Raw genomic sequence first — 26,264 nt, forward strand, 5'->3', positions numbered from 1 at the left:
ATCAGCCGTGGCGAGGCCAAACGGCTGTGTCGATGAACGCCTCGACCGCCTCGATGACGTCGGCGAGGGCGTGCGCGGAGTCCACGAGCGGGCGCCCGCGCAGGAACATGCCGTGGTCGGCGCCGCGGATCTCGCACACCTCGCCGGGCAGCTCGCGCGCGAGCGCCCCGTTCCAGGCCGGGTCGGCGGTGCCGCCGATGAGCAGGAACGGCGCGGTGGCGCGGCGCAGGGCCTGGACGATCGGGTAGTCCTTGAGCAGCGGCGTGAACCAGACCGCCGGGAGCCCGTGGTGGGCGGCGAGGACGGCCGCGGCGGTGCCGAGGGACTTGCCGACGAGCAGCGGCGGGTCGTCGTTGTGGACGCGGTCGAGGACCGCCTCGGTCTGCTCGCAGACCCCTTCGATCATGGTCTGCTCGTCGGCGGCGAGCCGGTCGACGTCCGTCCACTGGATCGGGTACGTGCGCGCCCCGCGCGACTGGAGCGCGACGTGGGTGTACATCAGCAGGGGCCCCTGGACGCTGTAGTTGCGTCCAGGAAGGAGGAGGGCCTGGCGACGACGGGGCATGAGAGTGATTCTAGTTCGGTCGGAGGTGCCGGTCCGGTCCTTGAAACGCGCCCTGCCCGGAGACGAGAAGGCCCGCACGACCACGGGGGAAGTCGTGCGGGCAAGAGAAGCATAGCGCTCCGACATTTCGCAGCAACGGATTGAATCCGCGCGGCGTGTCACTCCGCGGGGCAAAAACCCCCTGGGGGTTTGCCGAATCACGGCGTGCGCAGTCTAGACCTGCTGCGCCCCAAGGGGTTCGGCGAGAACTGTCGGGTTCCCGACAAAAGGCGGTGCGATGTCCCGAAACGGGTCCCTCCGGGCCCCTGCGCCTCTGAGGAGCGCGCATTACCATCGACAGCACCGGACCACTTGACAGCCACGTCGCCGAACATGAGAGCTGGAGCCGATATGGGATCACCCGAGGGATCGGGAGCGAACGGCCTGCCGACGCCGGCGGAGAACGCCGCGCTGCTGGAAAAGGCCCTGTTCGAGATCAAGAAGGTCATCGTCGGCCAGGACGCCCTGGTGGAGCGCATGTTCGCGGCCCTCCTCGCCCGCGGCCACTGCCTCATCGAAGGCGTGCCCGGCGTCGCGAAGACCCTCGCGGTCGAGACCATGGCGAAGGTCGTCGGCGCCGAGTTCAACCGCATCCAGTTCACCCCCGACCTGGTGCCCGCCGACATCGTCGGCACCCGCATCTACCGCCAGTCCTCGGAGTCCTTCGACGTCGAGCTCGGCCCGGTCAACACCAACTTCGTGCTCGCCGACGAGATCAACCGCGCCCCCGCCAAGGTCCAGTCCGCGATGCTCGAAGTCATGGCCGAGCAGCGCATCTCCATCGGCGGCCAGACCCACGTCCTCCCCAAGCCGTTCCTGGTCATGGCCACCCAGAACCCCATCGAGCAGGAGGGCGTCTACCCCCTGCCCGAGGCCCAGCGCGACCGGTTCCTGTTCAAGGTCAACGTCGGCTACCCCACCGACGCCGAAGAGCGCGAGATCGTCTTCCGCATGGGCGTCGACTCGCCCATCCCCGAACGCGTCCTCGACACCGACGACCTCCTGCGCCTCCAGCAGGCCGCCGACGGCGTGTTCATCCACAACGCGCTCGTCGACTACGCCGTGCGCATCGTCATGGCCACCCGCAACCCGACCGCCGCGGGCCTGGGCGCCATCGCCCGCCACATCCAGTACGGCGCCAGCCCCCGCGCGTCCCTCGGCCTCATCCGCGCCACCCGCGCCATCGCGCTCCTGCGCGGCCGCGACTACGCGCTCCCGCAGGACCTCGACGACATCGCGCCCGACGTGCTGCGCCACCGCCTCGTCCTCTCCTACGACGCCATGGCCGACGGCATCACCGCCGACCGCCTCGTCGGCCAGCTCCTCGCCGCAGTCCCCGCCCCCACGGTGACGCCCCGCCAGGACGCCGCCCCGCGCCCCGCCGAACCGGCCTACCAGCAGCCGCCGCAGCCGGGGGCCTGGTAGCCGCGTGAACGCCGCCGACCTGCGCGCCCTCGACCGCCTCCAGCTCATGGTCACCCGCCGCCTCGACGGGCTCCTGCACGGCGATTACCTGGGCCTGCTCCCCGGCGCCGGGTCCGAGCCCGGCGAGGCCCGCGAGTACCGGGCCGGGGACGACGTGCGCCGCATGGACTGGCCCGTCACCGCCCGCACCACCGTGCCGCACGTGCGCACCACCATCGCCGACCGCGAACTGGAGACGTGGCTCGCGATCGACCTGTCGCCGAGCCTCGACTTCGGCACCGTCGGCATGCTCAAGCGCGAGCTCGCCGAAGGCGCCGTCGCCGCCTTCTCCTACCTCGCCGGACGCGGCGGCAACCGCATCGGCGCCGTCGTCACCGAAGGCGGCCCCGCGAAGGCCATCCCGCCGCGCCCCGGCCGCGGCGGCGCGCGCTCGCTCCTGCGCGCCGTCACGAGCCTGCCGCGCGGCGAAGGCGCGGGCAACCTCGCCGAGCTCATCGACAAGACCCGCCGCCACGCCCGCCGCCGCGGCCTCGCCATCGTCGTCTCCGACTTCCTCGAAGACGAGGACGACCCGAGCGACTGGCCCCGGGAACTCCGCCGCCTCGCCGTGCGCCAGCAGGTCCTCTGCGTCGAAGTCCTCGACCCCGCCGAACTCGCCCTCCCCGACGTCGGCGTCCTCGACCTCATCGACCCCGAGACCGGCGCCGTCGTCGAAGTCCAGACCGGCAACGCGCGCTTCCGCGCCCGCTACGCCGAGGCCGCCGCCGAGCAGCGCGCCCGCATCGCCGCCGGCATCCGCTCCGGCGGCGCCGCGCACCTGCGCCTGTCCACCGGCTCCGACTGGCTGCGCGACATCGCCGCGTTCGTCGCCGAACGCCGCCACCTCGCCGCCTACCGCTAACGCCTACAACGCCAAGGAGAACCGTTGATCCGCCTGCTCGAACCCGCGTGGCTGCTGGCGCTCATCCCCGTCGCGATCCTCGCGGCGGTGTACGTCTGGGCCCAGTTCGCCCGCAAGCGGATCGCCGTCAGGTTCGCCAACGCCTCGCTCCTCGCCAAGCTCGTGCCGAAGCTCCCCGGCTGGCGCCGCCACCTCCCCGCGGGCCTGCTCGTCATCGCGCTGGCGGTCCTCGTCGGCGGCATGACCCGCCCCGCGGTCGACGTCGAGGAGCCGCAGGAGCGCGCCACGATCATCCTCGCGATCGACGTGTCCCTGTCGATGATGGCGACCGACGTCGACCCGACCCGCATCGACGCCGCGAAGTCCGCGGCCTCCGACTTCGTCGCCGAGCTGCCCGAGCAGTACAACGTCGGCCTCGTGTCCTTCGCCGGGTACGCCTCGGTCGTCGTGCCCCCCACCAAGAACCGCGCCGAAGTGACCTCCGCGATCAACGGCCTCACCCTCGCCGAGGCCACCGCCACCGGCGACGCCGTGTTCGCGTCCCTCCAGGCCGTGCAGCAGGTCATGCCCGACGAGTCGGGGCAGCTCGCGCCCGCCCGCATCCTTCTGCTCTCCGACGGCTACCGCACCGCCGGGCGCACCGTCGATGAGGCCGGGGAGGCCGCCGCCGCGGCCGAGATCCCCGTCTCGACCGTCGCGTTCGGCACCGACGAGGGCGTCATCGAACTCGACCAGGAGCTCGTCTCCGTGCCCGTCGACCGCGAGGCCCTCGCCGGGCTCGCCGAGGAGACCGGCGGCGAGTACTACGAGGCCGTCACCGCCGAGCAGCTGCGCGCCGTCTACGAGGACATGGGCTCGTCCCTGGGCTACCGCACCATCGCCGAGGACGTCTCGCAGTGGTTCATCGGCACCGCGATGATCCTCCTGTTCGCCGCCGCCGGGCTAAGCCTGGCGTGGACCTCCCGCCTCACCTGAGTCTGTCCGGCGCCACACGGTCCGTGAAGGCCCCTTCGCCCCTGAAGTGGCCCGTCGCTACGATCGTCGGTGGCTTCGTACAAAGAACATGAGGGAGTTCGGACAATGGCGCGCACGGTCCTGGTCACCGGAGGCAACCGCGGAATCGGCCTGGCGATCGCCAAGGCCTTCGCGGCCCAGGGCGACAACGTCGCCGTCACCCACCGCGGCTCCGGCGCCCCCGACGGCCTCTTCGGCGTCCAGTGCGACATCACCGACACCGCGTCCGTCGACGCCGCGTTCACCGAGGTCGAGGACAAGTTCGGCCCCGTCGAGATCCTCGTCGCCAACGCCGGGATCACCGACGACACGCTGCTGCTGCGCATGAGCGACGAGCAGTTCGAGCGCGTGGTCGACACCAACCTCAAGGGCGCCTGGCGCGTCGCCAAGCGCGCCTCTTCGAAGATGCTCCGCGCGAAGTTCGGCCGCATGATCTTCATCTCCTCGGTCGTGGGCCTCTACGGGAACGCCGGGCAGACCAACTACGCCGCGTCCAAGGCCGGGCTCGTCGGCCTCGCCCGCTCCGTCACGCGCGAACTCGGCTCGCGCAACATCACCGCGAACGTCGTCGCCCCCGGCTTCGTGCAGACCGACATGACCGATGCGCTCCCCGAAGCCCAGCGCAAGGCCTACCTCGACTCGATCCCCGCGAAGCGCTTCGGGGCCGTCGAGGAGATCGCCGGAGCCGTCACCTGGCTCGCGGGCGACAGCGCCGCCTACGTCAACGGCGCGGTCATCCCCGTCGACGGCGGCCTGGGCATGGGCCACTAGGCCCGGATAGTTTTCAAGCACTGATCACGCACGGAGGAACACACATGTCTGGAATCTTGGACGGCAAACGGCTGCTCGTCACCGGTGTCATCACCGAGCAGTCCCTCGGCTTCGGCGTCGCCAAGTACGCGCAGGAGCAGGGCGCCGAAGTGGTCCTCACCGGTTTCGGGCGCCTCTCCCTGGTCGAGCGCATCGCCAAGAAGCTCCCGAAGCCCGCGCCGGTCGTCGAGCTCGACGCGACCGACCCCGAGCAGCTCGCCGGGCTCGCCGACAAGGTCCGCGAGCACGTCGACGGCCTCGACGGCGTCCTCCACGCCATCGCCTTCGCCCCGCCCGGCGCCCTCGGCGGGAACTTCCTGAACACCGAGTGGGCCGACGTCGCCAAGGCCGTCGAGGTCTCCACGTTCTCCTACAAGTCCCTCGCCGTCGCCTGCCTCCCGCTCATGGAGCACGGCGGCGCCGTCGTCGGCCTCGACTTCGACGCGCAGCAGGCCTGGCCCGTGTACGACTGGATGGGCGTCGCCAAGGCCGGCCTGGAGTCGGTCAACCGCTACCTCGCCCGCGACCTGGGCCCCAAGGGCATCCGCGTCAACCTCATCTCCGCGGGCCCGCAGCGGACCATGGCCGCGAAGTCCATCCCCGGCTTCGAGGCGTTCGAGGAGGCGTGGACCAAGCGCGCCCCGCTCGGCTGGTCCCTCACCGACTCCGAGCCCGTCGCCAAGGCCTGCGCGGCCCTCCTGTCCGACCTGTTCCCGGCCACCAGCGGCGAGATCATCCACGTCGACGGCGGGTTCCACGCCGTCGGAGTCGAGCGCACACAGCAGTAGCGGAGCCGCCTCATGACAGCCATCGACACTGACGGCTACGACGCCGTCCTGCTCGTCTCCTTCGGCGGACCCGAGGGCCCCGGCGACGTGCTGCCCTTCCTGCGCAACGTCACCCGCGGCCGCGGCATCCCCGACGAGCGCCTCACCGAGGTCGCCGAGCACTACTACCACTTCGGCGGCATCTCGCCCATCAACCAGTGGTGCCGCGAGGTCATCGAAGCACTCCGCCAGGAGTTCCGCAAGAGCGGCATCGACCTGCCGATCTACTGGGGCAACCGCAACTGGCCGCCCATGCTCGTCGACGCCGTCACCCAGATGACCGGCGACGGCGTCAAGAAGGCCCTCGCCCTGTGCACCAGCGCGTACGGCTCCTACTCCTCGTGCCGCCAGTACGTCGAGGACATCAACGCCGCCCGCGCCGCCGTCGGCGAGACCGCGCCGCAGATCGACAAGATCCGCCACTTCTTCGACCACCCCGGCTTCGTCGGCGGCTTCGCCCGCCAGCTCAAGGCCTCCCTCGACCAGATCGAGGACCAGTCGCAGACCCGCGTCGTCTTCACCGCGCACTCCATCCCCGACGTCATGGAGGAGTGCTCCGGCCCTGAAGGCGCCCGCTACTCCGACCAGGTCGCCGAGGCCGCCGCGCTCGTCGCCGAGCGCGCCGGATGGACCGGGCCCTTCGACGTCGTCTGGCAGTCCCGCTCGGGCCCGCCCGCGATGCCGTGGCTCGAACCCGACATCAACGACCACCTGAAGGTCCTCGCCTCCGAAGGCGTCGACACCGTCGTCGTCAGCCCCGTCGGGTTCCTCTCGGACCACATCGAGGTCCTCTGGGACCTCGACAACGAGGCCAAGGACACCGCCGCCGACCTGGGCCTGCGCTACCTGCGGGCCGGGACGCCGACCGTCGACGCCGACCTCGTCGGCATGTTCCGCGACCTCGTCGCCGAACGCGTCCAGGGCGCGCCCCTGCGCCGCCTCGGCAAGCTCCCCGTCTGGGACCCGACCGTCGAGGGCTGCTGCCCCGCGCGCCGGCCCCCGGCCCCGGAGAAGCGCGGCCGCTAGACCGCCCGGGCCCGCGCACGGAGCCGCTTGCACCTAGGGCCTGGCCCGCGGATCAGAGCGGTCGTTATCCGGCCCGTTCGCCCGCTCGCTGCGTTGTCGGGGCCTCCCAATACAACCCCGGTATTGGGAGGCCCCTCCGCCTTGCGAGCGAACGAACGGACTCGGATACCGCCACGCCCTGATCCGCGGGCCAGGCCCTAGCGAGCCGCGCCGAGCGCGGGCCCGGACCGTAGTCCCCGCAGGTCCTCCGCTCGTGACATGCTTGTGGTGTGGACGACGTATTCATCTGGATCATCGTCGCCGTTATCCTCGGCGCGGTCGAACTCTTCACCGGCACCCTGGTCCTCGCCATGGTCGCCGTCGGCGCCGTGCTCGCGGGCATCGGGGCGGCCGTCGGCGCCCCCCTCTGGCTCCAGGCCGTGCTCTTCGGCGTCGGCTCCATCGCCTCGATCTTCGGCCTGCGGCCCTTCCTCAAGCAGGCGCTCGAATCCGACACGAAGGAGCAGGCGCACCGCCCGTTCGGCACCCGCGCGATCGAAGGCGCCGACGCCCGCGTCATCGAGACCGTCGACCTCTCCGGCGGCCTCGTCGAGATCGCCGGGGACAACTGGACCGCCTACCCCCTCGAACCCGACCAGCTCCTCGAACCCGGCGACACCGTCACCGTCGTCGAGATCAAAGGCGCCACGGTCATCGTCTGGAAGCAGTCGTTACCGATAGGCGGCCGTTCAGTACCCTCGTGCCCATAGCCCGCCCGATCCGCCAGACCACTGGAGGCTGAGAAACCATGGAACCCGTAGGCATACTGCTCCTGATCGTCGCGATCTTCCTGATCATCGTGCTGTTCCGCTCGATCAAGATCGTGCCCCAGCAGTGGAACTACATCATCGAGCGCCTGGGCCGCTACCGCCGCACGCTCGAACCCGGGCCGCGCCTCCTCGTCCCCTTCGTGGACTCCGTCCGCGCCAAAGTGGACCTCCGCGAGCGCGTCGTCAACTTCCCGCCCCAGCCGGTGATCACCGCCGACAACCTCGGCGTGCAGATCGACACCGTGCTGTACTACATCATCACGCAGCCCACCGCGGCCGTGTACAACATCGACGACTACCTCGCGGGCGTCGAGCAGCTCACCACCACCACGCTCCGCAACGTCGTCGGCTCCATGGACCTGGAGAAGACCCTCACCAGCCGCGAGGAGATCAACGCCCGCCTCGCCGCCGAGCTCGACAAGGCCACCGACAAGTGGGGCCTCAAGGTCACCCGCGTCGAGCTGCGCTCCATCGAGCCGCCGCTGAGCATCCGCGACGCCATGGAGAAGCAGATGCGCGCCGAGCGCGACCGCCGCGCCGCGATCCTCAACGCCGAGGGCACCAAGCGCTCCTCGATCCTCATGGCCGAAGGCGAGCAGCAGTCCGCCGTCCTCCGCGCCAAGGGCGAGCGCGACGCCGCCGTGCTCCGCGCCGACGGCGAGGCCAAGGCCATCCAGACGGTCTTCGCGGCCATCCACAACGCCAAGCCCACCGACCGCCTCCTGACCTACCAGTACCTCCAGACGCTGCCCTCGATCGCCCAGGGCACCGCCAACAAGGTCTGGGTCGTCCCCGCCGAGCTCACCAAGGCCCTCGGCGGCATCGGCAACGCGTTCGGCGGCGGCGACAAGTCCGGCCCGAGCGAGGAGGAAGAGGTCGAGGTCGACACCAGCGCCCTCGAACTCGACGACTCGGCCCTCCAGGCCCTCGAAGCGGCCCAGCAGGCCGCCCGCGAGGTCCAGGACATCGGCGAAGGCAAGGAGCCCGGCCAGCTCCCGCCCGCTCCCGCGTAAGCGCACGTGACAGCCGGGACCTCCCTCACGGGCGGTCCCGGCCGTTCCGCTTCCCATGGGGCAGAATCACCACGTGCCCGCTATCGACATCTCCGACCCCGAAGACGAGCGCCTCGCCGACTACCGGGCCCTCACCGACCTGGCCCTGCGCACCCGCTTCGAGCAGCCCCACGGCCTGTTCATCGCCGAAGGCCACCAGGTCATCGGCCGCGCCCTGCGCGCCGGATACCGCATGCGCTCCATGCTCATCGACGCCAAGCGCGTCGACCAGCTCTCCCACCTCGCCGAGGACGCCCCCTGCTACGCCGCCGGGCCCGACGTCCTCGAATCGGTGACCGGCTTCCATGTCCACCGGGGCGCGCTGGCGTCGTTCCATAGGAAGCCGCTGCCCGAGCCGGGGGAGTTGCTGACCTCCGTGAAGCGCCTCGTGGTCCTCGAAGGCATCAACAACCACACCAACATCGGCGCGATCTTCAGGGTCGCCGCGGGCCTCGGCTTTGACGGCGTGCTCCTCGCCCCCGACTGCGCCGACCCGCTGTACCGGCGGAGCGTGCGCGTCTCGATGGGGGAGGTGTTCGCGGTCCCGTACGCCTACCTCGACGAATGGCCCGCCGGCCTCGCCCAGGTCCGCGAGGCCGGGTTCACGCTCCACGGCCTGAGCCCCTCGCGCGGCGCGATCGACATCGGCCGGGTCACCGCCGAGGAACGCGAGCGCCCCGCGCTCCTCTTCGGCGCCGAAGGCCCCGGCCTCACCGCGGCCGCGCTCGACGCCTGCGACCGCACCGTCGTCATCCCGATGCACGCGGGCGTCGACTCCCTCAACGTCGCGGCCGCCACGGCCGTGGCCTGCTGGGAGCTCTCGCAGCCGACCCCGCGCTAGAGCGAGACCGTGGTGAACTCCGACTCGCAGGGCGGGCCCCACGTGTAGGAGAACTTCAGCGCGTCGAGCTCCAGGTGCGCGGCGAGCGCGGTGTGCGTGCGCAGCTCCTCCGGGTCGGTCATGACGGGGTGGCGGCACAGGGCCAGCGGCCCGCCGTCGTGGTCCCGCATGGCCGCGTACAGGTGCTCGGCCGTCACGGGGGACTCCTTGGCCAGCAGGTGCTCCATGCGGTCGCACCGGTGGTACGTGGAGACGCGGCCGGTCTCCAGCCAGCTCTGGTACACCCCGAGCGCCTCGGGGTCGCGGAAGTGGTTGGCGTGCACCAGGGGAGCGGCGCCGTCCTGGTAGATCACGCGCGACCCGAGCGGCGACGTCTCCACCGTCACGACACCCGACGACGCGCTCCCGACGAAGAAGTTCGCCGAACAAGCGGGCCGGGGAGCCACCGCATGTCCGACAGCCTCAGCGAGCGTGCTCGACTGCAAGATCCGCCACGTCCGGAGGTGGAACGGCACCGAGTCGATCTTCCAGTCGTCGACACTCGCCCCGAGTCCGTTGACGCACAAGCCGATCCCGGCCGAGTTGATCCCGATCTTGGTCCCTGCGACGCCCGCCTCGGTGAACCCGACCACGGTCGTCTCGCCGTGCCGCCACTGGAGCAGCGCGCCTTCGACCCCGGTGAACCAGTCCCAGTTCTGCCCGATCTGCGTGCCGCCCGCGGCGAAGACCCCGTCCGATCCGCCGAACGACGTGCACTCCGACCGAATGCTGTCGACCGACGGCCGCCCGAACTCGCTCCAAGCACTGTAAAGAAGCTCATACCGAGCGTTGAGCAGCGCGATGTCGAGGATGTTCTGCCCGGACCCGTCGGCGATGCCGTCCATGATCGCCCGGTACTGCGAGTCCTCCTTGGTGAAGATCCCGAGGTACCGCTGCGACCGCTCGGCGAGCGAGTCCTCCGGCAGCCCGGAGGTGAGCATCCGCGACCGGTACACGGCCACGTTCGTCGCGATCTGCTCCCTGAGCTGCTCGCCTTGCTGGACGCCTTGGCGGTAGGGACTTCCCTGGAGGTGGATGAGGGGCAGTTCAGTCATGCGAGCCATTGTGACAGAAGCGATATTGCCCCGCCACTGCGAATCTCAGCGGCCCATGAGCGACTGCTCGACCTGCGAGTAGTGGATGGTCCACCACTTCACGAGCCCGGTCTGGCCGGGCAGCAGGTGGTCGCAGGCGGAGTTGTGGCGCACGTAATGCCACTCGATGACCCAGTTGTCGGTCAGCCGGTCCCACCAGAGCTGATGGGTCGCCAACCCGATCTCAGGCTCGCCGACATCAAAGACAGACCGATACCCTCCGGCGAAGGCCCGGATCCGATCGCAGTCCAGACCCCGCTCATCGCCATAGGTGAAGTAGAACACCGCGGCCCGCGCCATCTCCCGCGCGTACGACGAAACCGTGAGGCGGTCCCAGTCAAGAATGGCCGAAATCCGATCGTCGGGCCCGTGCAGCACGTTGTGCGGATGCAGGTCCCCGTGCGTGTACCCCGTGTACTGCGGCGCCAGATCCGGCGGCCGCCGGTCCCCGAGCCGCACCAGCAGCCCCCGCTTCAACCGCAGCGTCTGCTCCGCAGTCGCCTCGAACCCGGTCTTGTCCCCGCGCCCGGCGGCGACCAGCTCCAACAGCCGGTCGACCTTCTGCAAAGCAGCTTCCGTCGTCGGAGGATTCTCGACCTTGGGCGCCCGATCAGCAGGAATGGAAGCATGCAGGGTCCGGTGAAGCCGCCCGATGACGGACCCGAGATCCCGGCAGGCGTCCCGCGACATGGACAGCCCGCTCCGGTGCCGCCCGCCGACCCAAGGGAAGACACCGAACTCCTCGCCCTCCAGGAAGATGGTGGTCCGCCCGTCCCTGCTCAGGACAGGCAGCACCACCGGGACACCGTTGCCCCCCAGGGTCTGCAGCACATGGAACTGGAACTGGAGCTCAGGCCCCGTGACGTCCCTGAACAGCTTCAGCAGGTACGAACCGCTCGACGCGTCCACGCGCCAAGACCGGTTCATCAACCCGGTCTGCACCCGCTGCATCTGGTAGATCTGCCCCAGATCCCAATGCGCCAGCGCCGCGTCGGGGAGTCTTGGCGCGGTCACGGTCATACCCCCAAGCGTAGCCGCCGCCCGCCCCTCCCCCCGACCGCGAACCCCCCTTGCGCAACCCTCAAATCCGTCGTGTAAAGTTTCGTCTCGTGCCGGGGCAAGCCAAAAGGCCCAACTGGCAGCCAAAACAAACTCCATATACACTCTCAGTGTGCACGCGCGGGTGGCGGAATGGCAGACGCGCTAGCTTGAGGTGCTAGTGTCCTTTAACGGACGTGGGGGTTCAAGTCCCCCCTCGCGCACATTGGGTTTCATGTTTGAACCCGTAGGTTTGTGAAAACCGTTTTCAGGAACGGCGTTGCTTTTCGGAGCAGCGCCGTTTTTGGTTCTCCGGGACCGTACATGGTCCAGCAGCGGCTCGGCCGCACCCGCCTCGGTCCGGGCGGTTTGGATGCCGTGCTGGTCACGGTCGAGATAGAGGACCTTAAAGCAGATCTGGTTGAGCACCTTGCGGTCGGCGTCGGAGGCGGCGCGGTAGACCGTCCGTGGTGAGGCCAGGAATTCCAGGAGTGTCTCGACGGTCTGACGGGCCTCGGTCGCTTCAGTGGCGTCGGCGTGTTCGAGCTGCTCGTCGATGGCGGCCTTCTTGGTCCGCAGGTCGCGGATGCGCTCGGTGAGTTTCGCTGCGGGCCAGTCCGGGTCGCCGACCAACTCGACGCACTGGTTCTCAGCGGATTCGAGGCGGGCCCTCTCGCGGCCGAGCTGCTCCCGAACCGCTTTCGTGGTCCGCTCCTGGGAGCCGAGCACGTCGTCGAGGTGCGACCGGACCTCCTCGGCCTCAGCCGGGGCGATCGTGAAGGTCGCCCAGTGCGAGGCGACGTGCTCCTCGACGGCTTCGACGGCCATGCGCGGCAGGTCGCACTCGCCGCGCGTCCGTCCCAAGCACAGGTAGTAGAAGTAGAACCGGCCGGTCTTGGACTTGCCGCGCTCAAGTGTCAGCCGCGACTTGCAGCGGGCGCACGCGACGGTGCCTTTGAGGAAGTGGTCCCACTTGCGCTCGCGGACCCCGGCCTGGCGCTGGCTGAACAGCACCTCCTGGACGCGGTCGAACACTTCCGCCGACACCAGCGGCTCATGTCGCCCCTCGTATTCGCGGTCCTTGTATGGAAGCTTGCCGAGGTAGTACCGGTCCTTGAGGATGCGCCCGATCGCGTGGATCGACAGCGGTGTCCCGCCCGGGAAGCGCTTGGTCGGACGAGTGCGCAGCCCCGCGGCGGTGGCCGAGTCGCGAAGCTGCCGGAAGCCGTGCAGGCCGGTCGCGTACTGCTCGAACAGCATCCGCACCAAGGGCGCCCGCTTCGGATCGAGGACGACGGTGCGGACCGTGCGCCCATCGACAGTCTCGGCGGTGTTGAGGTAGCCGAGGCGGGTCCTGGTGGGCGTCCCGCCCCGCTGCGCCTTCGCCTCCATCTTGTAGGCGATGTCGTCCCCGGCCGCGCGCGACTGGTACTCGTTGACGACGTCGAGAATGCCCGCGAGCATGTCCCCGGAAATCGAGTCCGCAGTCGGGTCCTTGACCGAGACCAGTGAGACGCCGAGCTGCTTCAGCTCCCGGCGGGTGAGCGCGGCATCGGCGGCGTTGCGGAAGATCCGCGACCGCATGTAGATCACGATCGCGTCCACATCCCCGCGCTCCTTGACCCGCCGCATCATGGCCAGGAACTTCGGCCGCCGGTCGATGCTCTTGGCTGACCTCCCCGGTTCGACGTACTCCTCGACCACGGTCAGGCCGAGTTCGCCGGCCAGTTGCGTGCACGCCTTCCGCTGGGCCGGGATCGAGTTCCCCTCGGGGTCGTAGTCGGTGTTGACCTGCTTGGGGTCCGAGACCCGCAGGTACAGCACCGCCTTCCCGCCCCGCACCTTCACAGCCTCTGCTGCGGTACTGGTGGATGTTCTGCGCTTGGTCATGGCTGGCGCCTCGTCTCCTGCTCGTCTGAACGGTCGATGACGCCCCGCACCCCGCCGCCGGAGTCGGCACTGCCTGAGCGGATCGTGATCCGCACCAGCACCTCCGCCAGGCGGCGGGTGTCGATGCGCTTGCGGCGCTGGCCGCTGACGCGGATCGGACCGCCCGCGCCCCTCATGCGAACCACCCGCCGGTATCGGCCCAGGTCAGGGCGTCGCATGCGACGGTAGGGCGACTCCCGCGGAAGATCAAGCCGCGCTCAGCGGGCCGTAGGCGCGCTGATGCGCGAGTGGTGGTGAAGTCGAAATGGCCGCCAGGGCGAACCTGGGCGGCATCAAGTGATGTGGTGGGCAAGACGGAGCGTCTCACCGGGCACAGCGATCCAGGCGGCCACCCACTATACTCGTCTAATTACTCTCTGTCAATGGATGTGTACGGATTATGTCCGACGCGCTTACTGCCGTTGCCGGAGGCCGGGGTGCGTGCACCCACCCCGATTACTGGCGCGCACCCTCCAACACCCTTTGGAGGGTGCGCGCCAGTAACCGCCCTCTGAACTCCGGGGATTCGAGCCTGTCCGTGCCGGTTCGGGTGAGTAATCGGGACCGGTAACCGCCAGTAGTCACCAGGCGGTGTTCGCCCGGCGACTGCTCGATGTTCTTACCAATTAGGGAGCGCACACGCCGTGAGACTGTGAACCTTCGCAACACCGATCCGGTGTCGGCTCGCTCCGGAAACATCACGGCTGGCCGCCTGGACCGCCGCCAACACATGGTCTACATGCAGGGGTCCAGATCAAGGGATCCAACAGGCTCGCCGAGGCCCCGTCCACCCACACGACCCCGCGCACCCAGGGCCCGCGCAGCTCAAGGCCGCAGTTCTCGGCTGTCAGCCAGGGTGAATGTATATGTTCATTCATATACCCGCAGGCGCCCATCTACCGGACCGCGACCGCCAGCTCGCTGGTCCTCCTCATTTCCAGCGTTCCCTCTCTGCCAGTGCGGCTCCGTCGGCCGGAGGGTCCGGCCAACCCCTCCATGGCGGTGTTGGCGAGCGCCGGGGCCACAGCGGGCCGCTGGCGGGCCCATCCGGGCTCCACGTCGCCAGCGGATGGAGCTGCACCGTTCAGAACGACTGAGGATCGGATGGCGGCAGTTCGACGCCCGTTTTCTTGCCAGCCGTTGGAGACATGACTATGTCGTCGGGTTCAGAGTGCGAGCCAGGGATGGCTCACACACTGCATGAACGCCCCGCTCGGATCAAAGGAGAGGGCGTGGGTCATGGAGTGGGGTGTGGGAGGGGTTGATCAGGATGGGGTGATCAGGATGGGGCACAAACATCCCGTTATCAATCTGACTGAGAAGGATGCGCACCCGCGAGTCCAATGCCCGGTCGCAGGCTTTGCGAGTGGGCTGCTCGGCGCTGGTTCGCGCCGACTTGGCCCCGCTGCGGCGCGGACCCGACCTGTCCGGCGGCTGCCCGTACCTGGGTGGGTACGGCTTTCATGAAGCCGCACAAGGGCACACAGCGGGGGCGGGCGAAGAAGGGTCTTAGCTGGTGTTGGGGCGGACTTGTACCCGTTCTGATATGCCGCCCCGGGGGAGTATGTATATACGTCTGACTGGCGGTCGTATGGATTCACCCGCCGTGTCCTGCGGCTTTCGAACAGGAACCGCTCAACGGGGTGTCGGGAGCAGCAGCGGGGAACGTTGCGGATACGGCAGCGGGAGCCATTGCGCCGGTTACTTGAGCAATCCCGGTGGCTCCGTCGGGATCTCCGCGAACCTGCGGAACTGGCCCGCAGGATCGCCGACCACCCACCAGACGGCTCCGAGTGGATGGGTGCTCCGTTCGACCGTGCAGGTGACGATGACGAGTCTGTCGGTCAGATGGACGATCGCCGGATGAAGATTGGCTTCGCGGCCGGGACGGGTCAGTTCGATGACGAGGCATTGCGGGTCCGCCTTGTCTCCGAAGTGGGAGAGGGTGGTGGCTCGATGGCTGAGCGTCGCTCGGTAGGTGCGGGCCTTCGCGGTCAGCGTTGTCAGGGGTTCGGTCCCGGTGTCGTGCTCGAACCAGCAACGCCAGAACTCGGCGTGCACCTCCACGTCGAAGGCGCCGTCGGGTCGCAGCATCTGCTCACCCATCAGGGCGGTCGCCTCAGCCTCGCTGTGCCAGCGGACCAGTTCGACCGTCGGATCGGGACGGCTCGCCGCCGCGAGTCGGGTGTAGAAGTCGTTCACCGACTCCAAGTGGGCCCGCATCGGGTTGGCGATGAGCCGGCCGATGAGCGCTTCGGCAGCCGGGCGGCTCGGCGCCGCGCGGGGCTTGTCGCTGCCCTCGCGGTAGAACTCCGGCTTCGAGAGCCGCTCCTCCTCGACCGCGGCTTGGTGGAACCGCAGCCCGGTCCACGCCAGGACGTACCGGTACGCTGCTCTCGTCGAAGGACGGAACCGGTCCACGACCCCGAGCTCCCGCAACGTGTCCAGCCGGTCCCGCGCCGACGACCGGGAAGTGAAATGCGCCCGCGCGACCTGCTCCAACGTCAACACCCGCAGCCGCCCCAGGTCGGAGATAATCGCCCGATCACGGTCCGTCAGACGATGCGCAAGCGCCACCAGACTCTCGACCCGCTCCGAAGGAGCCCGCCACGAACCCACAGCCCACCTTCTCGGAATTGGGTGTCTTCAGGACCCGAATTATCTCGAAGGCCCCTGCGTAGTGCCGAGTTCTAGCAGTAAATGCTCGGTTCTGCTGAGTCTGTGCTGAGTCGGCACCGAGAGTTCGCGATGTTGGGATACTGGCGGCGTTCGTGCTGCTGAGGACACCGGAGGCGCTGTGATCACCGAGGACAATCTGCTGGTCGAGCAGGGCGAGGGCGACTACCTCTCGGTGCGGGAGCTCACCGTCGCGGGCAGCGACCGCGAGATCGGCCGCGACCTCGCCTCATACGCGAGAGCGCACTTCGGAACCCGGCTCGCCCGATACGCCGACCCGGTCTACGGCACCGCCCGCCGCGCCTACCTCGAACGGAACTGGCCCGCCTTCGCCGAACGCGCCGAAGCGTTCGGGCTCGACGCGGACAGTGACGGGTTCGACCCGACCGGCCTGGGCTACGACGTGCCGGTCCCGCCCGGCTGCTCGGCGGTGTGGGTGCCGCCCGCGCTCACCGACACCGGCCGCCCCCTGATCGGACGCAACCTCGACTGGTACACGATGACGTTCTCGGCGATGCTCGGCCGCGAACCGGCCTCCGGCGAGCACGGGTCCTACTCCCGGAACGTCGCCATCCGGTTCCGCCCCGACGGCGGCCGGGCCACGCTCCAGATCGGCAGCCACGACCTGCTGTGCCCCAATATCGACGGCATCAACGAGGACGGCCTGTTCGCCTGCATCCTGGTCGGCTCCACCGGCCGCGGCGACCTCGGCGCCGCGCCCGCTGGCGGGTTCGACTCGGGACTGTCGACCAACCAAGTCCTCGGCTTTATCCTCGACCGTGCCGCCACCGTCGCCGAGGCCAAGCTCGCCCTGCTGGGGCAGCACGTCTTCACGCCCATGGACAACGGCGAGCACTGGCTCATCGCCGACGCCCATGGTGCGGCCACGGTCTTCGAGATCGACGCCGACACCCGCCAGTACCGCTTCACCGACGCCGGGCCCGACGAGGTGTTCATCGTCGCCAACCACACCCTCCACCGCTACCCCGACCCCGGAACGTTCCCCAAGGTCGACATGGACGCCGAGCACAACACCTTCGTGCGCCACCTCCTGCTCCAGCGAGCCATCGACACCCACACCGGCCCCTGGACCGGCGAGGACGTCACCGCGTTGATCGACACGGTCAACTGCGCGTTCGCCGACAACAACAAGGCCGGCACCGCCAACGGCTGGCCCGAGCGGACCCTGTGGACCTACCTCGCCGACCCGGTTGAACGCAGCTTGACGGCCCGCTTCTACCGACGCGACGGCGACCCGATCCCGGGCACCAACCACCTCCAGACCTTCTACACCGAACCGCTCACCCTGCAACTCAAAGACACCCTTTGAACGCCACCGAGCTTGCGGAACTCGGCGGTCAACCTCAGCAAGGAGCTGACTGACTCGCGCCGCGGTTCAATCGCAGCAGGTGTCTTCGGTGGGGGTGGAGAGTCCGGCGAGGGCGAGGAGCGGTTCGGCGAAGGCGTCGCAGCAGAGGGAGTAGATGTTGCTGCGGCCTTTGGGGGTGACGGAGATGAGGCCGAGGTCCCGCAGGGGCGCGAGTCTCGGAGGTGTGCATCACCATGGGCTGCAGCGACGCCTGCCCAATCTTCCCGGGCAAGCGGTACCTCGACTGGAAACTCGACGACCCCGTAGGCCAAGGCGTCGAAGCCGTCCGCCCCATCCGCGACGAGATCAGAATCCGCATTGAGGGCCTGCTCGCCGAACTCTTCCCCGAGGACCAGAAGGCACGAGCACAAGGGAGGTTCGCGACGTACCAGCAAGCGCTCATCAGAGGTTGTTGTGCAGCGGGCGCTGACCATTTGCAACGACCTCGTTGATGGCGGCGACCTTCCAGACAATCCCTAGATCGCTGTCACGATGTATGCGGCCCGAGTAGATTCCCAGAAGAGTTGCCTGTTCGCCTGCTCCGATGATCGTTCCTTCCAAAGTCTGAAGTGGGCCACCGTCTGAGTAGTGAATGACGGGCGACCCTGACTGACCCGGCCGTGTTCTGCTGTCTATGAGGAAGCAGGGTTTTCCATCGAACTGAACCGCCATCTCGGACGCCACGGTTCCGCGCATCCAAACGCCGAAGTAACCGCCGGCCTTGATCGAGAACGGAAAGCCAATGATGCTGAGATCACTCGCAACCGAGACTCGCGGAGTGTACCGACCGTTCTCAAGGCTGTAAGGCCGGATCTCCACCTCATCGAGTTCAGTCAGCGGTAGAGCGACAACATCGACGCCTCTCCCAAGAAGCGGATGCTCAAGCCACAGCGGCCGCTCTTCCGCGTCGTAGAGAGGCTCGACGGTGGCTGCCCAGGCGACGTGGATTCCTGGCCTGCTGTGCCAAATCCGAACGGAATCCGGACAGGCTCCGGTCTGGTCGCTCAGAAGCTCGTTCGTGTCTGAGCGACGGCCGCTTAGATTATGGCGATTTGTAATGAGGTAGGGGGCTCCGTCATGCATCACTGCGAACCCGGTCCCGGTCGAGAGGATCTCGCCGCGAACGGTCATCTCCAGGAAGAGCGACATCACCGACTGCTCGGTCACAGGCATCTTTGAAGATTAGTTGCGCGTGCCGACGTCCAGATGAGGCGGTGCCCCGTTCGAGTTACGCGTTCCGGTTTGAATCACGTGACCGGTCGGCTGATGCTCGGTGCTCCTGCGATGGGCCACAATGGATCTCTTGTCCGCGCCCACCCGATGACACCCTGGGGAGTTCACTTGCGCATCAGGAGCGTTCGGATTCAGAACTACCGCTGCATCGAGGATCTGACCGTCGAGTTCGACACCGTCACGAGCCTCATCGGCCCGAACGACACAGGCAAGTCCACGGTCCTGGAGGCGCTGCACTGGTTCTTCAATGGTGTCGCGAAGGACCTCTCCTCAGACGACGTGAGCGGCTACGGAGCCAAGAGCGCCGCAATCGAGATCGAGGTGAACTTCGATTCCCTAAAGGCTGTCCCGTAAGCCTGTAAGGGTGAGGTTGTAGAGCCGGGCGATGCCTGACATCGCTTCAGCGACACCCTCGCCGCGCAGGCGGCAGTCGCGGAGCACATTCCAGCGCTTCATCTTCGCGAAGGTGTGCTCGATCTGAGCACGGATGTGCCGGTGAGAGGCGTTATGCGCTTCTTTCCAGTCGATCAGCGGTTCGTCCTTGGCGATGCGGCGGCGACGCCGCGAAACTTTCGAGTTCTGCCTCGAAATTTATTGACTGGAATCGGCGGATCTCGTACGCTACGGACAAGACATCGATGTGTCTCGATTCATACGTCTTAGTGATCGCTTGGGTGGGCGGGTCGCCCTTCGGGACGCTCTGCAGCGCACGGGACTTGATTCGCGTCGGGAGTTTACCGAGAACACGGGCGCCCCCGACGTTCAACTCCAGCTCGAAAGGCAAAGCTGTGCATACTCGACGGCGGATCCGAACCCGGATCACAGCAGTGTTGGCGGCCCTCGCGGCCGTCGCGGCGGCGGCCGTACTCACGCATACCGCTCACGCTCAGGAACCGTCAGTGAACCCCGGCATCGCCGCGGCGACCGCAGGATGCGGCTCGGCCCCGGCGCTCACCGACGGCACCCACACCCTTCAAAGCGGCGGGCAGTCCCGTTCGTTCATCCTCGACGTGCCCGACGGCTACGACCCCAACCGTCCGTACCGCGTGGTTCTGGGCTTTCACTGGTGGGGCGGCTCCTCGACCGACGTCGCCACCGGCCGGACCGTGGAGACCGGCACCTGGGCCTACTACGGCCTTAAGCGGCTCGCGAACGAGAGCACGATCTTCATCGCCCCGCAGGGGATCGACAACGGCTGGGCCAACACGGGGGGCCGGGACGTCCGCTTCACCGACGACCTGCTCGCCGTCGTCGAGAACGCCCTCTGCATCGACACCGAGCAGCGCTTCGCGCTCGGATTCAGCTGGGGCGGGGCGATGAGCTACTCGCTCGCCTGCGCCCGTCCCGACGTCTTCCGCGCGGTCGCGGTCTATGGATCGCCGGGCCTCATCAGCGGCTGCGACGGCGGCACACAACCGGTCGCCTATTTCGGTGCGCACGGCATCAGCGACAACTACAGCGGAGGAGAGTCCCAGCGCAACCGGTTCGTGCAGAACAACGGCTGCACCGCGCGCGACGTCCCTGAACCCGCCCAGGGCAGCCTGACCCATGTCACCACCGCGTTCTCGGGCTGTTCCGCTGACCATCCGGTGGTCTGGGCTGCCTTCGACGGCGGCCACATCGCCGCCCCGCAGGACGGCGCCCCCGGCGACAGCGGCTCTCGGACCTGGCTCCCTGGGGAGACCTGGACCTTCTTCCAGCAGTTCCAGGCGAGCGAGCCGTACGGGACCGCCGGCGCCGATTCGCCCCGGAACGCTCTGGCCGACGGGGAAAGGACGAACTCGTGACCTCCCGAAACGACGAGACCCGAGGGCGGCAGGCGGGAAACCTGAGCCGCCGATCGCTCATTGCCTTGGGCGCTCTCCCGGTGCTGGCGGTCGCCACGCCGGGTGCAGCGCAGTCGAGTGTGACCATCGACCCGTCGGCGGCACGCCAGACCATTCGCGGCTTCGGCGGCATGAACCACACGCCGTGGATCGGCGACCTGACCGCCGCTCAGCGGGAGACCGCCTTCGGGAACGGGGCCGGGCAGCTCGGCTTCTCCCTGCTGCGCATCCCGATCGACGAGACTAGGTCGAACTGGGCTCGCGAGGTCGCCACGGCCCGTCGCGCCATCGAACTCGGTGCGGCGGTTTTCGCCTCCCCATGGAACCCGCCCATGAGCATGACCGAGTCCTTCTCCGGCGGCAAGCGCCTGCGCTACGACCAGTACGGCGCGTACGCGCAGTACCTCAACGAGTTCGACGCGTTCATGGGGTCCAACGGTGTCGACCTCCACGCCGTCTCGGTGCAGAACGAGCCCGACTACGCACACGACTGGACGGCCTGGACCCCGGCCGAGATGCTCCGGTTCACGCGGGAGAACGCCGGGTCGATCAACACCAGGGTGATCGCGCCCGAATCCTTCCAGTACCGCAAGGTCCTCTCCGACCCGATCCTCAACGACGCCCAAGCGCTGGCCAACATGGACATCCTCGGCGCCCACCTGTACGGCACCCAGGTCCGGGACTTCCCCTACCCGCTCTACCAGCAGAAGAGCGCGGGTAAAGAGCTGTGGATGACCGAGGTGTACTACCCCAACAGCACCGACTCGGCCGACCTGTGGCCCGGCGCGCTCGACGTGGGACAGCACCTCCACCACGCCATGGTCGACGGGCAGTTCCAGGCGTACGTGTGGTGGTACATCCGGCGGTCCTACGGCCCGATGCGCGAGGACGGGCAGATGAGCAAGCGGGGCGCGAACATGGCGCACTTCTCCAAGTTCGTCCGCCCCGGGCATGTACGGATCGACGCGACCCCCAACCCGCAGGCGAACGTCTACGTCTCGGCGTACCGGGGCGCCGATGCGCAGATCGCCATCGTCGCCATCAACAAGGGGGCCTCGTCGGTGAACCTGCCGTTCACGATCCGGAACAGCACCGCCTCCAGCGTGTCCTCATGGGTGACAGACGGCAGCCGGAGCCTTCAAGCCCAGAATGCAATCGGTGTCTCCGCCGGCTCCTTCACCGCCCCGCTCCCCGCCCGGAGCATCACGACCTTCGTCACCGCAATCGGCGGTGGCGGCGGTGGCGGCACCTGCCAGGGACGCATCGAAGTGGTGAGCGATTGGGGGTCGGGTTGGCAAGGCAGGGTCACCCTCACCGCGGGCAGCCAGCCCGTTGACGGCTGGAGCCTGAGCTGGAACTGGCCCGGCGGCCAGCAGATCGCCAGTGCCTGGAACGCCGAGTGGTCCCAGTCCGGATCACGGGTGACCGCTTCGGACCTGGGCTGGAACGCCCGCATCGAGGCGGGGCAGAGCCGGGAGGTCTTCGGTTTCACCGCTTCTGGCTCGGCGGTCGAGCTCGATCTCGACTGCTAGAAATGGCTTGCGGCGGTGGGTCATCGCACCAATGACGACACCGTGGCGAGACCGAACGGGCGGCCCGACGGGCCGCCCGTTCGGATTCTCTTGGAGCGGATCTCGCCGAGGTCTACAGCCTGGGCGCTGTCCGGCGCCTCATGTGGCGAACCGCCACCAATTGACATTGAAGAGGTAGCCACCGCCGCCGGTGAATCGGAGGTACAGGTCCTGGGTTCCGGCGGCGCCGCTGACTGGACAGGTTGCAGTGGTCCAGGTCTGCCAGCCGCCGGTGACCGGCACCGCGCAGGTGCCCACGAGCGTGCCGTTCGGGCCGCCCAGACGGAGTTCGATGCTGCCGCCCGCGCCGGCTGAGGCGACGCGTGCGGTGAACGAGGAGGCGCCTGAGCCGAACGCGACGCCCTTGACCTTGATGTAGTCGCCGTTCTGGATCCAGCCGACGTTCATGCCGCCCTCGCTCGCGGGCTCGGTCTCGATGCCCGATCCCCAGGCGATCGTCTCGGCCTCCTGTCGGGTGTACGGGTTGAGGGTCCCGACCTGCGGCGCCCCGGCTGTGGTCATGTTGATGGTCGGGATGGTGCCGTTGGCGTTGTAGGAGAACCGTTCGACGGCCACGGAGCGAGCGAAGCCGCCACCGCCAGGGAGCGCTCCGTTGTGGTAGAAGAAGTAGGAGCTCCCGTTGAAGTCGACGATGCCCGGGTGGTTGGTGAAGGAGCTGCCCTGTCTGGGCATGACGGTGCCGCGGTAGGTCCAGGGCCCGGTGGGGGAGGGTGCGGTGGAGTAGGCGATGAACTCTGAGCAGCACTCGGCCGCGAAGATCATGTAATACTGCCCGTTGCGCTTGTAGACCCACGGCGCCTCTTCGTACAGCGTCGGCCTGCTGGGATTCCCCGTCCGCGTGCCGAATCCGGCGGTGGTGAGCGGAATCTGGGTGGGAGCGCCCGAGAAGCTGATCATGTCGGTGTTGAGCCGCACGTACCAGAGGTTGGGGTTTCCCCAGTACATATAGGCCTGGCCGTTGTCGTCGATGAAGATCGCGGGGTCGATCTCCCCGTTCTCGACCAAGGGCCGTCCGAGCGCGTCACGGAACGGTCCGGTAGGACTGTCGGCGACCGCGACGCCGATGGCCATCCTGCCGGTCGCGGCGTTGCGGACCGGCACGTACCAGTAGAACTTGCCGCCGCGCTGGGCCACGTGTCCGGCCCAGGCGTTCTCGTCGGCCCACGCGAACGTGTCGAGGTTCATCGGGGTGCCGTGGTCGGTCCAGTTGACCATGTCGGACGAGGAGAACACGCGCCATTCACGCATGTCGAAATAGGTCGCCCCGTCCTCGTCGTGGCCGGTGTAGAGGTAGACGCGGCCGTTGTACACCAGCGGTGCCGGGTCGGCGGTGTAGAGGTGTTGGACGATGGGGTTGTCGGCCCGGGCCGTGCCGGGGACCAGCGCTGCGATGCAGACGAGGATCGCGGACCAGCAGACGGCGGCGAGGCGCCGCCGGAGGTGCGTCGACATGGATGCCTCCTAGAAGGTCACTTGGAAGGTCGCGTCCTGGCGGGACGCCGAGTCGGAGCCGATCGGGTCGATGCGCAGGGCGTAGTCGGCGTGGCGCAGGTGGCGCTCGGGGAAGTTGTGGGAACGGAATGAGGACCAGGACGTGTCGGCCAGACCGGCGACGCGGTGGAAGGTCGCGTCCTGCGCGAACAGGGACGTGTTGTCGTTCGTGTCGAGCCGGAGCACGTAGTTCGCGTGCCTGAGGTAGCGGCCGGGGGCGTTCGCCGACTCGAAGGAGACCCCTGCCGCGTCGGCCAGTCCGGGACGCAGCCGCCACTGCTGGTCGGCGGGCGGTTCCATGGGGTACGGGTCAAGCCGGACGGTCTGGTCGATGTGGCGCAGGAACCGGTTCGGCGCGTTGTAGGACTTGAGCCGGTTCCACTGCGGGCGGCCCCATCGGTTGACGAGTCCGTTGAACTCGCTGCTCGTGATCGGCTTGATGGTCGCGTGCTTGACGCTCAACGGCGGGTTGTACTGGCGCTGGCTGAGCACGGTCCATGTGTTCCCGGCGAGGTTCGAGGACTGCCAGGCGTATTGCACCGCGTTGTCGGGCGAGAAGGAGTCGCCCCACAGCCAGTACGTGCCGCCGGAGACCGAAGCGGCGAGGATGGGCCCCTCGATGGCGCTGCCCTGGCGCAGCCCGCTCGTGATGGTGGTGAAGGAGTTCGCCGCACCCGTGGTCGATCGGGACACGTAGAGGTTGCCGTTGCCGAGGTTCTTGTACGCCAGGTAGAAAGCACCGCCATGGGCGAGGACGTCGCCGTCGAGGACGCTGAAGCCGGGATCGAAGAACGTCTGCGCTGCGCCCATGTTGACGAAGTCGCTCGTGTAGTTGACCATGAGCACGTCACGGACGCCGTTGTGGGCCGAGTAGACGACACCGTACTGGCCTCGGCCCGGGTCCCAGAACGCCGTCGGAGCCCATGAATGCGTCGCCATGGTGTGCAGTTGCACCCGCCGGTACCCGGTGAAGCTGGTGAGGTCGGCCGAGTCCCACACATGGATGTACTGGTTGTTGAGGTTGAAGATCCGGCCCTTGAGGTCGGTGGCGAGGACCACGAAGCCCCCGCTCTGCTTCCGGAGGATGAACGGGTCGCGCAGACCACCGGTACCGGCGGTGGGGGTCGCGACGGGGTTGTTCTGGTTGAGCGGCATCCAGTCCAGGCCGTCGGTGCTGACGGCGAGGTGGAGCGCGTAGCTGTCGTCGGTCATGGTCGGCGACTCCTTGAAGTAGCCCATGACGTACGACGAGAGGGCCTGCCCGAAGGCCGGCCCGGTCGGCATGAATGCTGTAGCGGCTGCGCTGGCAGCGGCGGCGAGGATGAGTCGGCGTGAGGGCATCACGACACTCCAATTCAGGGGAAATTGCAGTCGGATCAGCGCAGAGGCCGCGTGCAGCGCCGACACCGACGACTGGATGTGATCAGTAACATCCTATCGATGACTTTCATGAGCGTCAATATATCGATTCATTGTTTTCGGGCGCGGCTCCGAAAGTTGCGCGCCACTCGGGTCGGGAGCTTCGCTGCCGGAGCCGGATCGATGCTCAGCGCGGCAAGGGCGGGGCGACCGATTCGCGCCATATGACTTGCTGCAAGTTGGTCTCGCGCTCGGGCGCCTCCTCGCCCCGCACGGCGGCGACGAGGCGGCGCATCGAGTAGGCGCCGAGTCGGTGACGGTCCTGGAACACGGTCGTGAGGGAGGGAATGAAGTGGGCGCTCAGAACGGCATCGTCCCAGCCGGTCACGCTCACGTCGCCGGGGACCGACCAGCCGCGCTGGACTGATCCGCGCACCGCGCCCGCCGCGATGACGTCGTTCGCGGCGATGATCGCGAGCGGGGGAGTATCGTCTGGCAGCGCGAGCACGCACTCTTTGGCGGTAATGCCGCTCCACAGGCCGCCCACCACGCCGAGGGACTCCAGTCCGAGCCGGTCGACGGTCGCGAGGTAGGCGTCGCGGCGCGCGACGGCTGAGGGGTAGTCGGACGGGCCCGCGATGTGCAGGAACCGCCGGTGCCCGAGTTCGACGAGGTGTTCCATCATCTCCACCACCGGCTGCGCGTCGCTGAACGCGCCCGTCGCGTGCATCTCCGCGTCGAACTCGGAGAGCGCGAGAAACGGGGTGGCCGGCCCTTCGGCCGAATCCCGTGGCACCGGTGCCGGGGAGAAGGAGAGCACGCCCTCGTACTCGTCCGAATCGAGGAGCGCGTTGATCTCACGCGCATGCTCCTCGTTCTCCTGCGGGAGGCTGAAGACCTCGACGGCGTAACCGGCTTCGCGGGCGGTGGTGAACGCTCCTTCGAGGATGGGCACGAAATTCAACCCGGCGAGGGGGATGACGACCGCCAACCGGCCCGTCCGGCGCGTGCGCATCGAGCGGGCGGCGAGGTTGGGGCGGTAGTTGATCTCGGCGGCGGCCTGGAGGACTCGCTCCCGGGTCGCGGCGGAGATGCCACTGCGCCCGGTGAACACCAGTGAGACGGTCGACTGCGAGACCCCCGCGAGCCGTGCGACGTCGTGGCTGGTCGGTCGTTTCCCCATACCTTGCATCCTCCATCGTGAGAATCCCGCTCGAAGATCTTGACCTGGCGAGTGTCGTGTGCTCATACTACCTACTACGTTCTAGTAATACGTAGTAGAGGGTCGTGAGGAAGCATGCTCAGGATT

Annotated in this window: 23 protein-coding genes, 1 tRNA gene and 3 pseudogenes; 16 read left to right on the forward strand and 11 right to left on the reverse strand. The window is 68.2% G+C overall.

Annotated elements, in window-relative coordinates:
- Position 1: 1 nt before the first annotated feature.
- Positions 2 to 565 carry an alpha/beta hydrolase gene (locus tag WA640_RS10170; RefSeq protein WP_106364672.1) on the reverse strand — a complete coding sequence of 188 codons (564 nt, stop codon included), beginning with the start codon at positions 563 to 565 and terminating at the stop codon, positions 2 to 4.
- 372 nt (positions 566 to 937) lie between these two features.
- Here WA640_RS10170 and WA640_RS10175 point away from each other — a divergent pair, with 372 nt between their 5' ends.
- The 9 genes from WA640_RS10175 (at position 938) to WA640_RS10215 (ending at position 9,309) form a co-directional block, all read left to right on the forward strand.
- Positions 938 to 2,029 (forward strand): AAA family ATPase, encoded by a 1,092-nt coding sequence (locus tag WA640_RS10175; RefSeq protein ID WP_106364673.1) that lies wholly within the window; start codon positions 938 to 940, stop codon positions 2,027 to 2,029.
- A gap of 4 nt (positions 2,030 to 2,033) precedes the next feature.
- Positions 2,034 to 2,930 carry a DUF58 domain-containing protein gene (locus WA640_RS10180; RefSeq protein WP_335987519.1) on the forward strand — a complete coding sequence of 299 codons (897 nt, stop codon included), beginning with the start codon at positions 2,034 to 2,036 and terminating at the stop codon, positions 2,928 to 2,930.
- A 24-nt stretch (positions 2,931 to 2,954) separates the two neighbouring features.
- Complete coding sequence (locus WA640_RS10185) at positions 2,955 to 3,905, forward strand: VWA domain-containing protein (RefSeq protein ID WP_106364674.1); 951 nt, start codon at positions 2,955 to 2,957, stop codon at positions 3,903 to 3,905.
- A 105-nt stretch (positions 3,906 to 4,010) separates the two neighbouring features.
- Positions 4,011 to 4,715 carry a beta-ketoacyl-ACP reductase gene (locus WA640_RS10190; RefSeq protein WP_335987520.1) on the forward strand — a complete coding sequence of 235 codons (705 nt, stop codon included), beginning with the start codon at positions 4,011 to 4,013 and terminating at the stop codon, positions 4,713 to 4,715.
- 44 nt (positions 4,716 to 4,759) lie between these two features.
- Entirely contained in the window at positions 4,760 to 5,542 is a 783-nt protein-coding gene (fabI, locus tag WA640_RS10195; RefSeq protein ID WP_106364676.1) for an enoyl-ACP reductase FabI, read from the forward strand.
- A gap of 12 nt (positions 5,543 to 5,554) precedes the next feature.
- A complete protein-coding gene (locus WA640_RS10200; RefSeq protein ID WP_106364677.1) occupies positions 5,555 to 6,607 on the forward strand; it encodes a ferrochelatase in 1,053 nt (350 codons plus the stop codon).
- A gap of 269 nt (positions 6,608 to 6,876) precedes the next feature.
- Positions 6,877 to 7,356, forward strand: a complete 480-nt coding sequence (locus WA640_RS10205; RefSeq protein ID WP_106364678.1) for an NfeD family protein — start codon at positions 6,877 to 6,879, stop codon at positions 7,354 to 7,356.
- A 38-nt stretch (positions 7,357 to 7,394) separates the two neighbouring features.
- Positions 7,395 to 8,429, forward strand: coding sequence for an SPFH domain-containing protein (locus tag WA640_RS10210; protein WP_335987521.1), 1,035 nt, complete (start codon positions 7,395 to 7,397; stop codon positions 8,427 to 8,429).
- Between the two features lie 55 nt (positions 8,430 to 8,484).
- Positions 8,485 to 9,309 carry a TrmH family RNA methyltransferase gene (locus WA640_RS10215; protein ID WP_442904705.1) on the forward strand — a complete coding sequence of 275 codons (825 nt, stop codon included), beginning with the start codon at positions 8,485 to 8,487 and terminating at the stop codon, positions 9,307 to 9,309.
- Here WA640_RS10215 and WA640_RS10220 read toward each other — a convergent pair.
- Both WA640_RS10220 and WA640_RS10225 read right to left on the reverse strand, forming a co-directional pair.
- Positions 9,306 to 10,403, reverse strand: coding sequence for a C45 family peptidase (locus WA640_RS10220; RefSeq protein WP_335987524.1), 1,098 nt, complete (start codon positions 10,401 to 10,403; stop codon positions 9,306 to 9,308). The two genes, WA640_RS10215 and WA640_RS10220, sit on opposite strands and share 4 nt — an antisense overlap.
- A gap of 45 nt (positions 10,404 to 10,448) precedes the next feature.
- A complete protein-coding gene (locus WA640_RS10225; RefSeq protein WP_335987525.1) occupies positions 10,449 to 11,462 on the reverse strand; it encodes a phosphotransferase in 1,014 nt (337 codons plus the stop codon).
- Positions 11,463 to 11,619: 157 nt separating this feature from the next.
- Here WA640_RS10225 and WA640_RS10230 point away from each other — a divergent pair.
- Both WA640_RS10230 and WA640_RS10235 read left to right on the forward strand, forming a co-directional pair.
- Positions 11,620 to 11,704, forward strand: a tRNA-Leu gene (locus WA640_RS10230).
- 100 nt (positions 11,705 to 11,804) lie between these two features.
- Positions 11,805 to 11,954, forward strand: a complete 150-nt coding sequence (locus tag WA640_RS10235; RefSeq protein ID WP_335987526.1) for a hypothetical protein — start codon at positions 11,805 to 11,807, stop codon at positions 11,952 to 11,954.
- 375 nt (positions 11,955 to 12,329) lie between these two features.
- Here the strand turns inward: WA640_RS10235 and WA640_RS28820 are convergent.
- The 3 genes and pseudogenes from WA640_RS28820 to WA640_RS10250 form a co-directional block, all read right to left on the reverse strand.
- Positions 12,330 to 13,370 (reverse strand): annotated as a pseudogene (locus tag WA640_RS28820) (recombinase family protein); the annotation flags it as partial.
- A complete protein-coding gene (locus WA640_RS10245; protein ID WP_335987529.1) occupies positions 13,367 to 13,588 on the reverse strand; it encodes a hypothetical protein in 222 nt (73 codons plus the stop codon). The pseudogene WA640_RS28820 and the gene WA640_RS10245, both read right to left, overlap by 4 nt.
- A 1,522-nt stretch (positions 13,589 to 15,110) precedes the next feature.
- Positions 15,111 to 15,986: a replication-relaxation family protein gene (locus WA640_RS10250; protein ID WP_335987531.1), complete on the reverse strand. Its 876-nt coding sequence runs from the start codon at positions 15,984 to 15,986 to the stop codon at positions 15,111 to 15,113.
- A gap of 220 nt (positions 15,987 to 16,206) precedes the next feature.
- Here WA640_RS10250 and WA640_RS10255 point away from each other — a divergent pair, with 220 nt between their 5' ends.
- Positions 16,207 to 17,415, forward strand: a complete 1,209-nt coding sequence (locus WA640_RS10255) for a hypothetical protein (RefSeq protein WP_335987533.1) — start codon at positions 16,207 to 16,209, stop codon at positions 17,413 to 17,415.
- 209 nt (positions 17,416 to 17,624) lie between these two features.
- Positions 17,625 to 17,822, forward strand: a pseudogene (locus WA640_RS28825) (phosphotyrosine protein phosphatase); the annotation flags it as partial.
- A gap of 34 nt (positions 17,823 to 17,856) precedes the next feature.
- Here WA640_RS28825 and WA640_RS10260 read toward each other — a convergent pair.
- Entirely contained in the window at positions 17,857 to 18,627 is a 771-nt protein-coding gene (locus tag WA640_RS10260) for a trypsin-like peptidase domain-containing protein (RefSeq protein WP_335987535.1), read from the reverse strand.
- Positions 18,628 to 18,795: 168 nt separating this feature from the next.
- Here WA640_RS10260 and WA640_RS10265 point away from each other — a divergent pair, with 168 nt between their 5' ends.
- Positions 18,796 to 19,041, forward strand: coding sequence for an ATP-dependent nuclease (locus tag WA640_RS10265; RefSeq protein ID WP_335987537.1), 246 nt, complete (start codon positions 18,796 to 18,798; stop codon positions 19,039 to 19,041).
- On the opposite strand, the pseudogene WA640_RS10270 reads toward WA640_RS10265, so the two are convergent.
- Positions 19,024 to 19,242: pseudogene (locus WA640_RS10270) on the reverse strand (transposase); the annotation flags it as partial. The gene WA640_RS10265 and the pseudogene WA640_RS10270 overlap by 18 nt on opposite strands.
- A 344-nt stretch (positions 19,243 to 19,586) precedes the next feature.
- Between WA640_RS10270 and WA640_RS10275 the strand changes: the two are divergent.
- Both WA640_RS10275 and WA640_RS10280 read left to right on the forward strand, forming a co-directional pair.
- Entirely contained in the window at positions 19,587 to 20,474 is an 888-nt protein-coding gene (locus WA640_RS10275) for an alpha/beta hydrolase family esterase (RefSeq protein ID WP_335987538.1), read from the forward strand.
- Between the two features lie 65 nt (positions 20,475 to 20,539).
- Positions 20,540 to 22,045 carry a cellulose binding domain-containing protein gene (locus tag WA640_RS10280; RefSeq protein WP_335987539.1) on the forward strand — a complete coding sequence of 502 codons (1,506 nt, stop codon included), beginning with the start codon at positions 20,540 to 20,542 and terminating at the stop codon, positions 22,043 to 22,045.
- A gap of 138 nt (positions 22,046 to 22,183) precedes the next feature.
- On the opposite strand, the gene WA640_RS10285 is transcribed toward WA640_RS10280, so the two are convergent.
- From WA640_RS10285 to WA640_RS10295, 3 genes are all read right to left on the reverse strand, one after another.
- Positions 22,184 to 23,557, reverse strand: a complete 1,374-nt coding sequence (locus WA640_RS10285; RefSeq protein WP_335987540.1) for a glycoside hydrolase family 43 protein — start codon at positions 23,555 to 23,557, stop codon at positions 22,184 to 22,186.
- Between the two features lie 9 nt (positions 23,558 to 23,566).
- Entirely contained in the window at positions 23,567 to 24,937 is a 1,371-nt protein-coding gene (locus WA640_RS10290; RefSeq protein ID WP_335987541.1) for a glycoside hydrolase family 43 protein, read from the reverse strand.
- Between the two features lie 205 nt (positions 24,938 to 25,142).
- Positions 25,143 to 26,138 carry a LacI family DNA-binding transcriptional regulator gene (locus WA640_RS10295; RefSeq protein ID WP_335987542.1) on the reverse strand — a complete coding sequence of 332 codons (996 nt, stop codon included), beginning with the start codon at positions 26,136 to 26,138 and terminating at the stop codon, positions 25,143 to 25,145.
- Positions 26,139 to 26,264: the final 126 nt, after the last annotated feature.

Origin of the sequence: Glycomyces sp. MUSA5-2 (assembly GCF_037034145.1) — a bacterium.
GTDB classification, from domain to species: Bacteria; Actinomycetota; Actinomycetes; order Mycobacteriales; family Micromonosporaceae; genus Glycomyces; species Glycomyces artemisiae.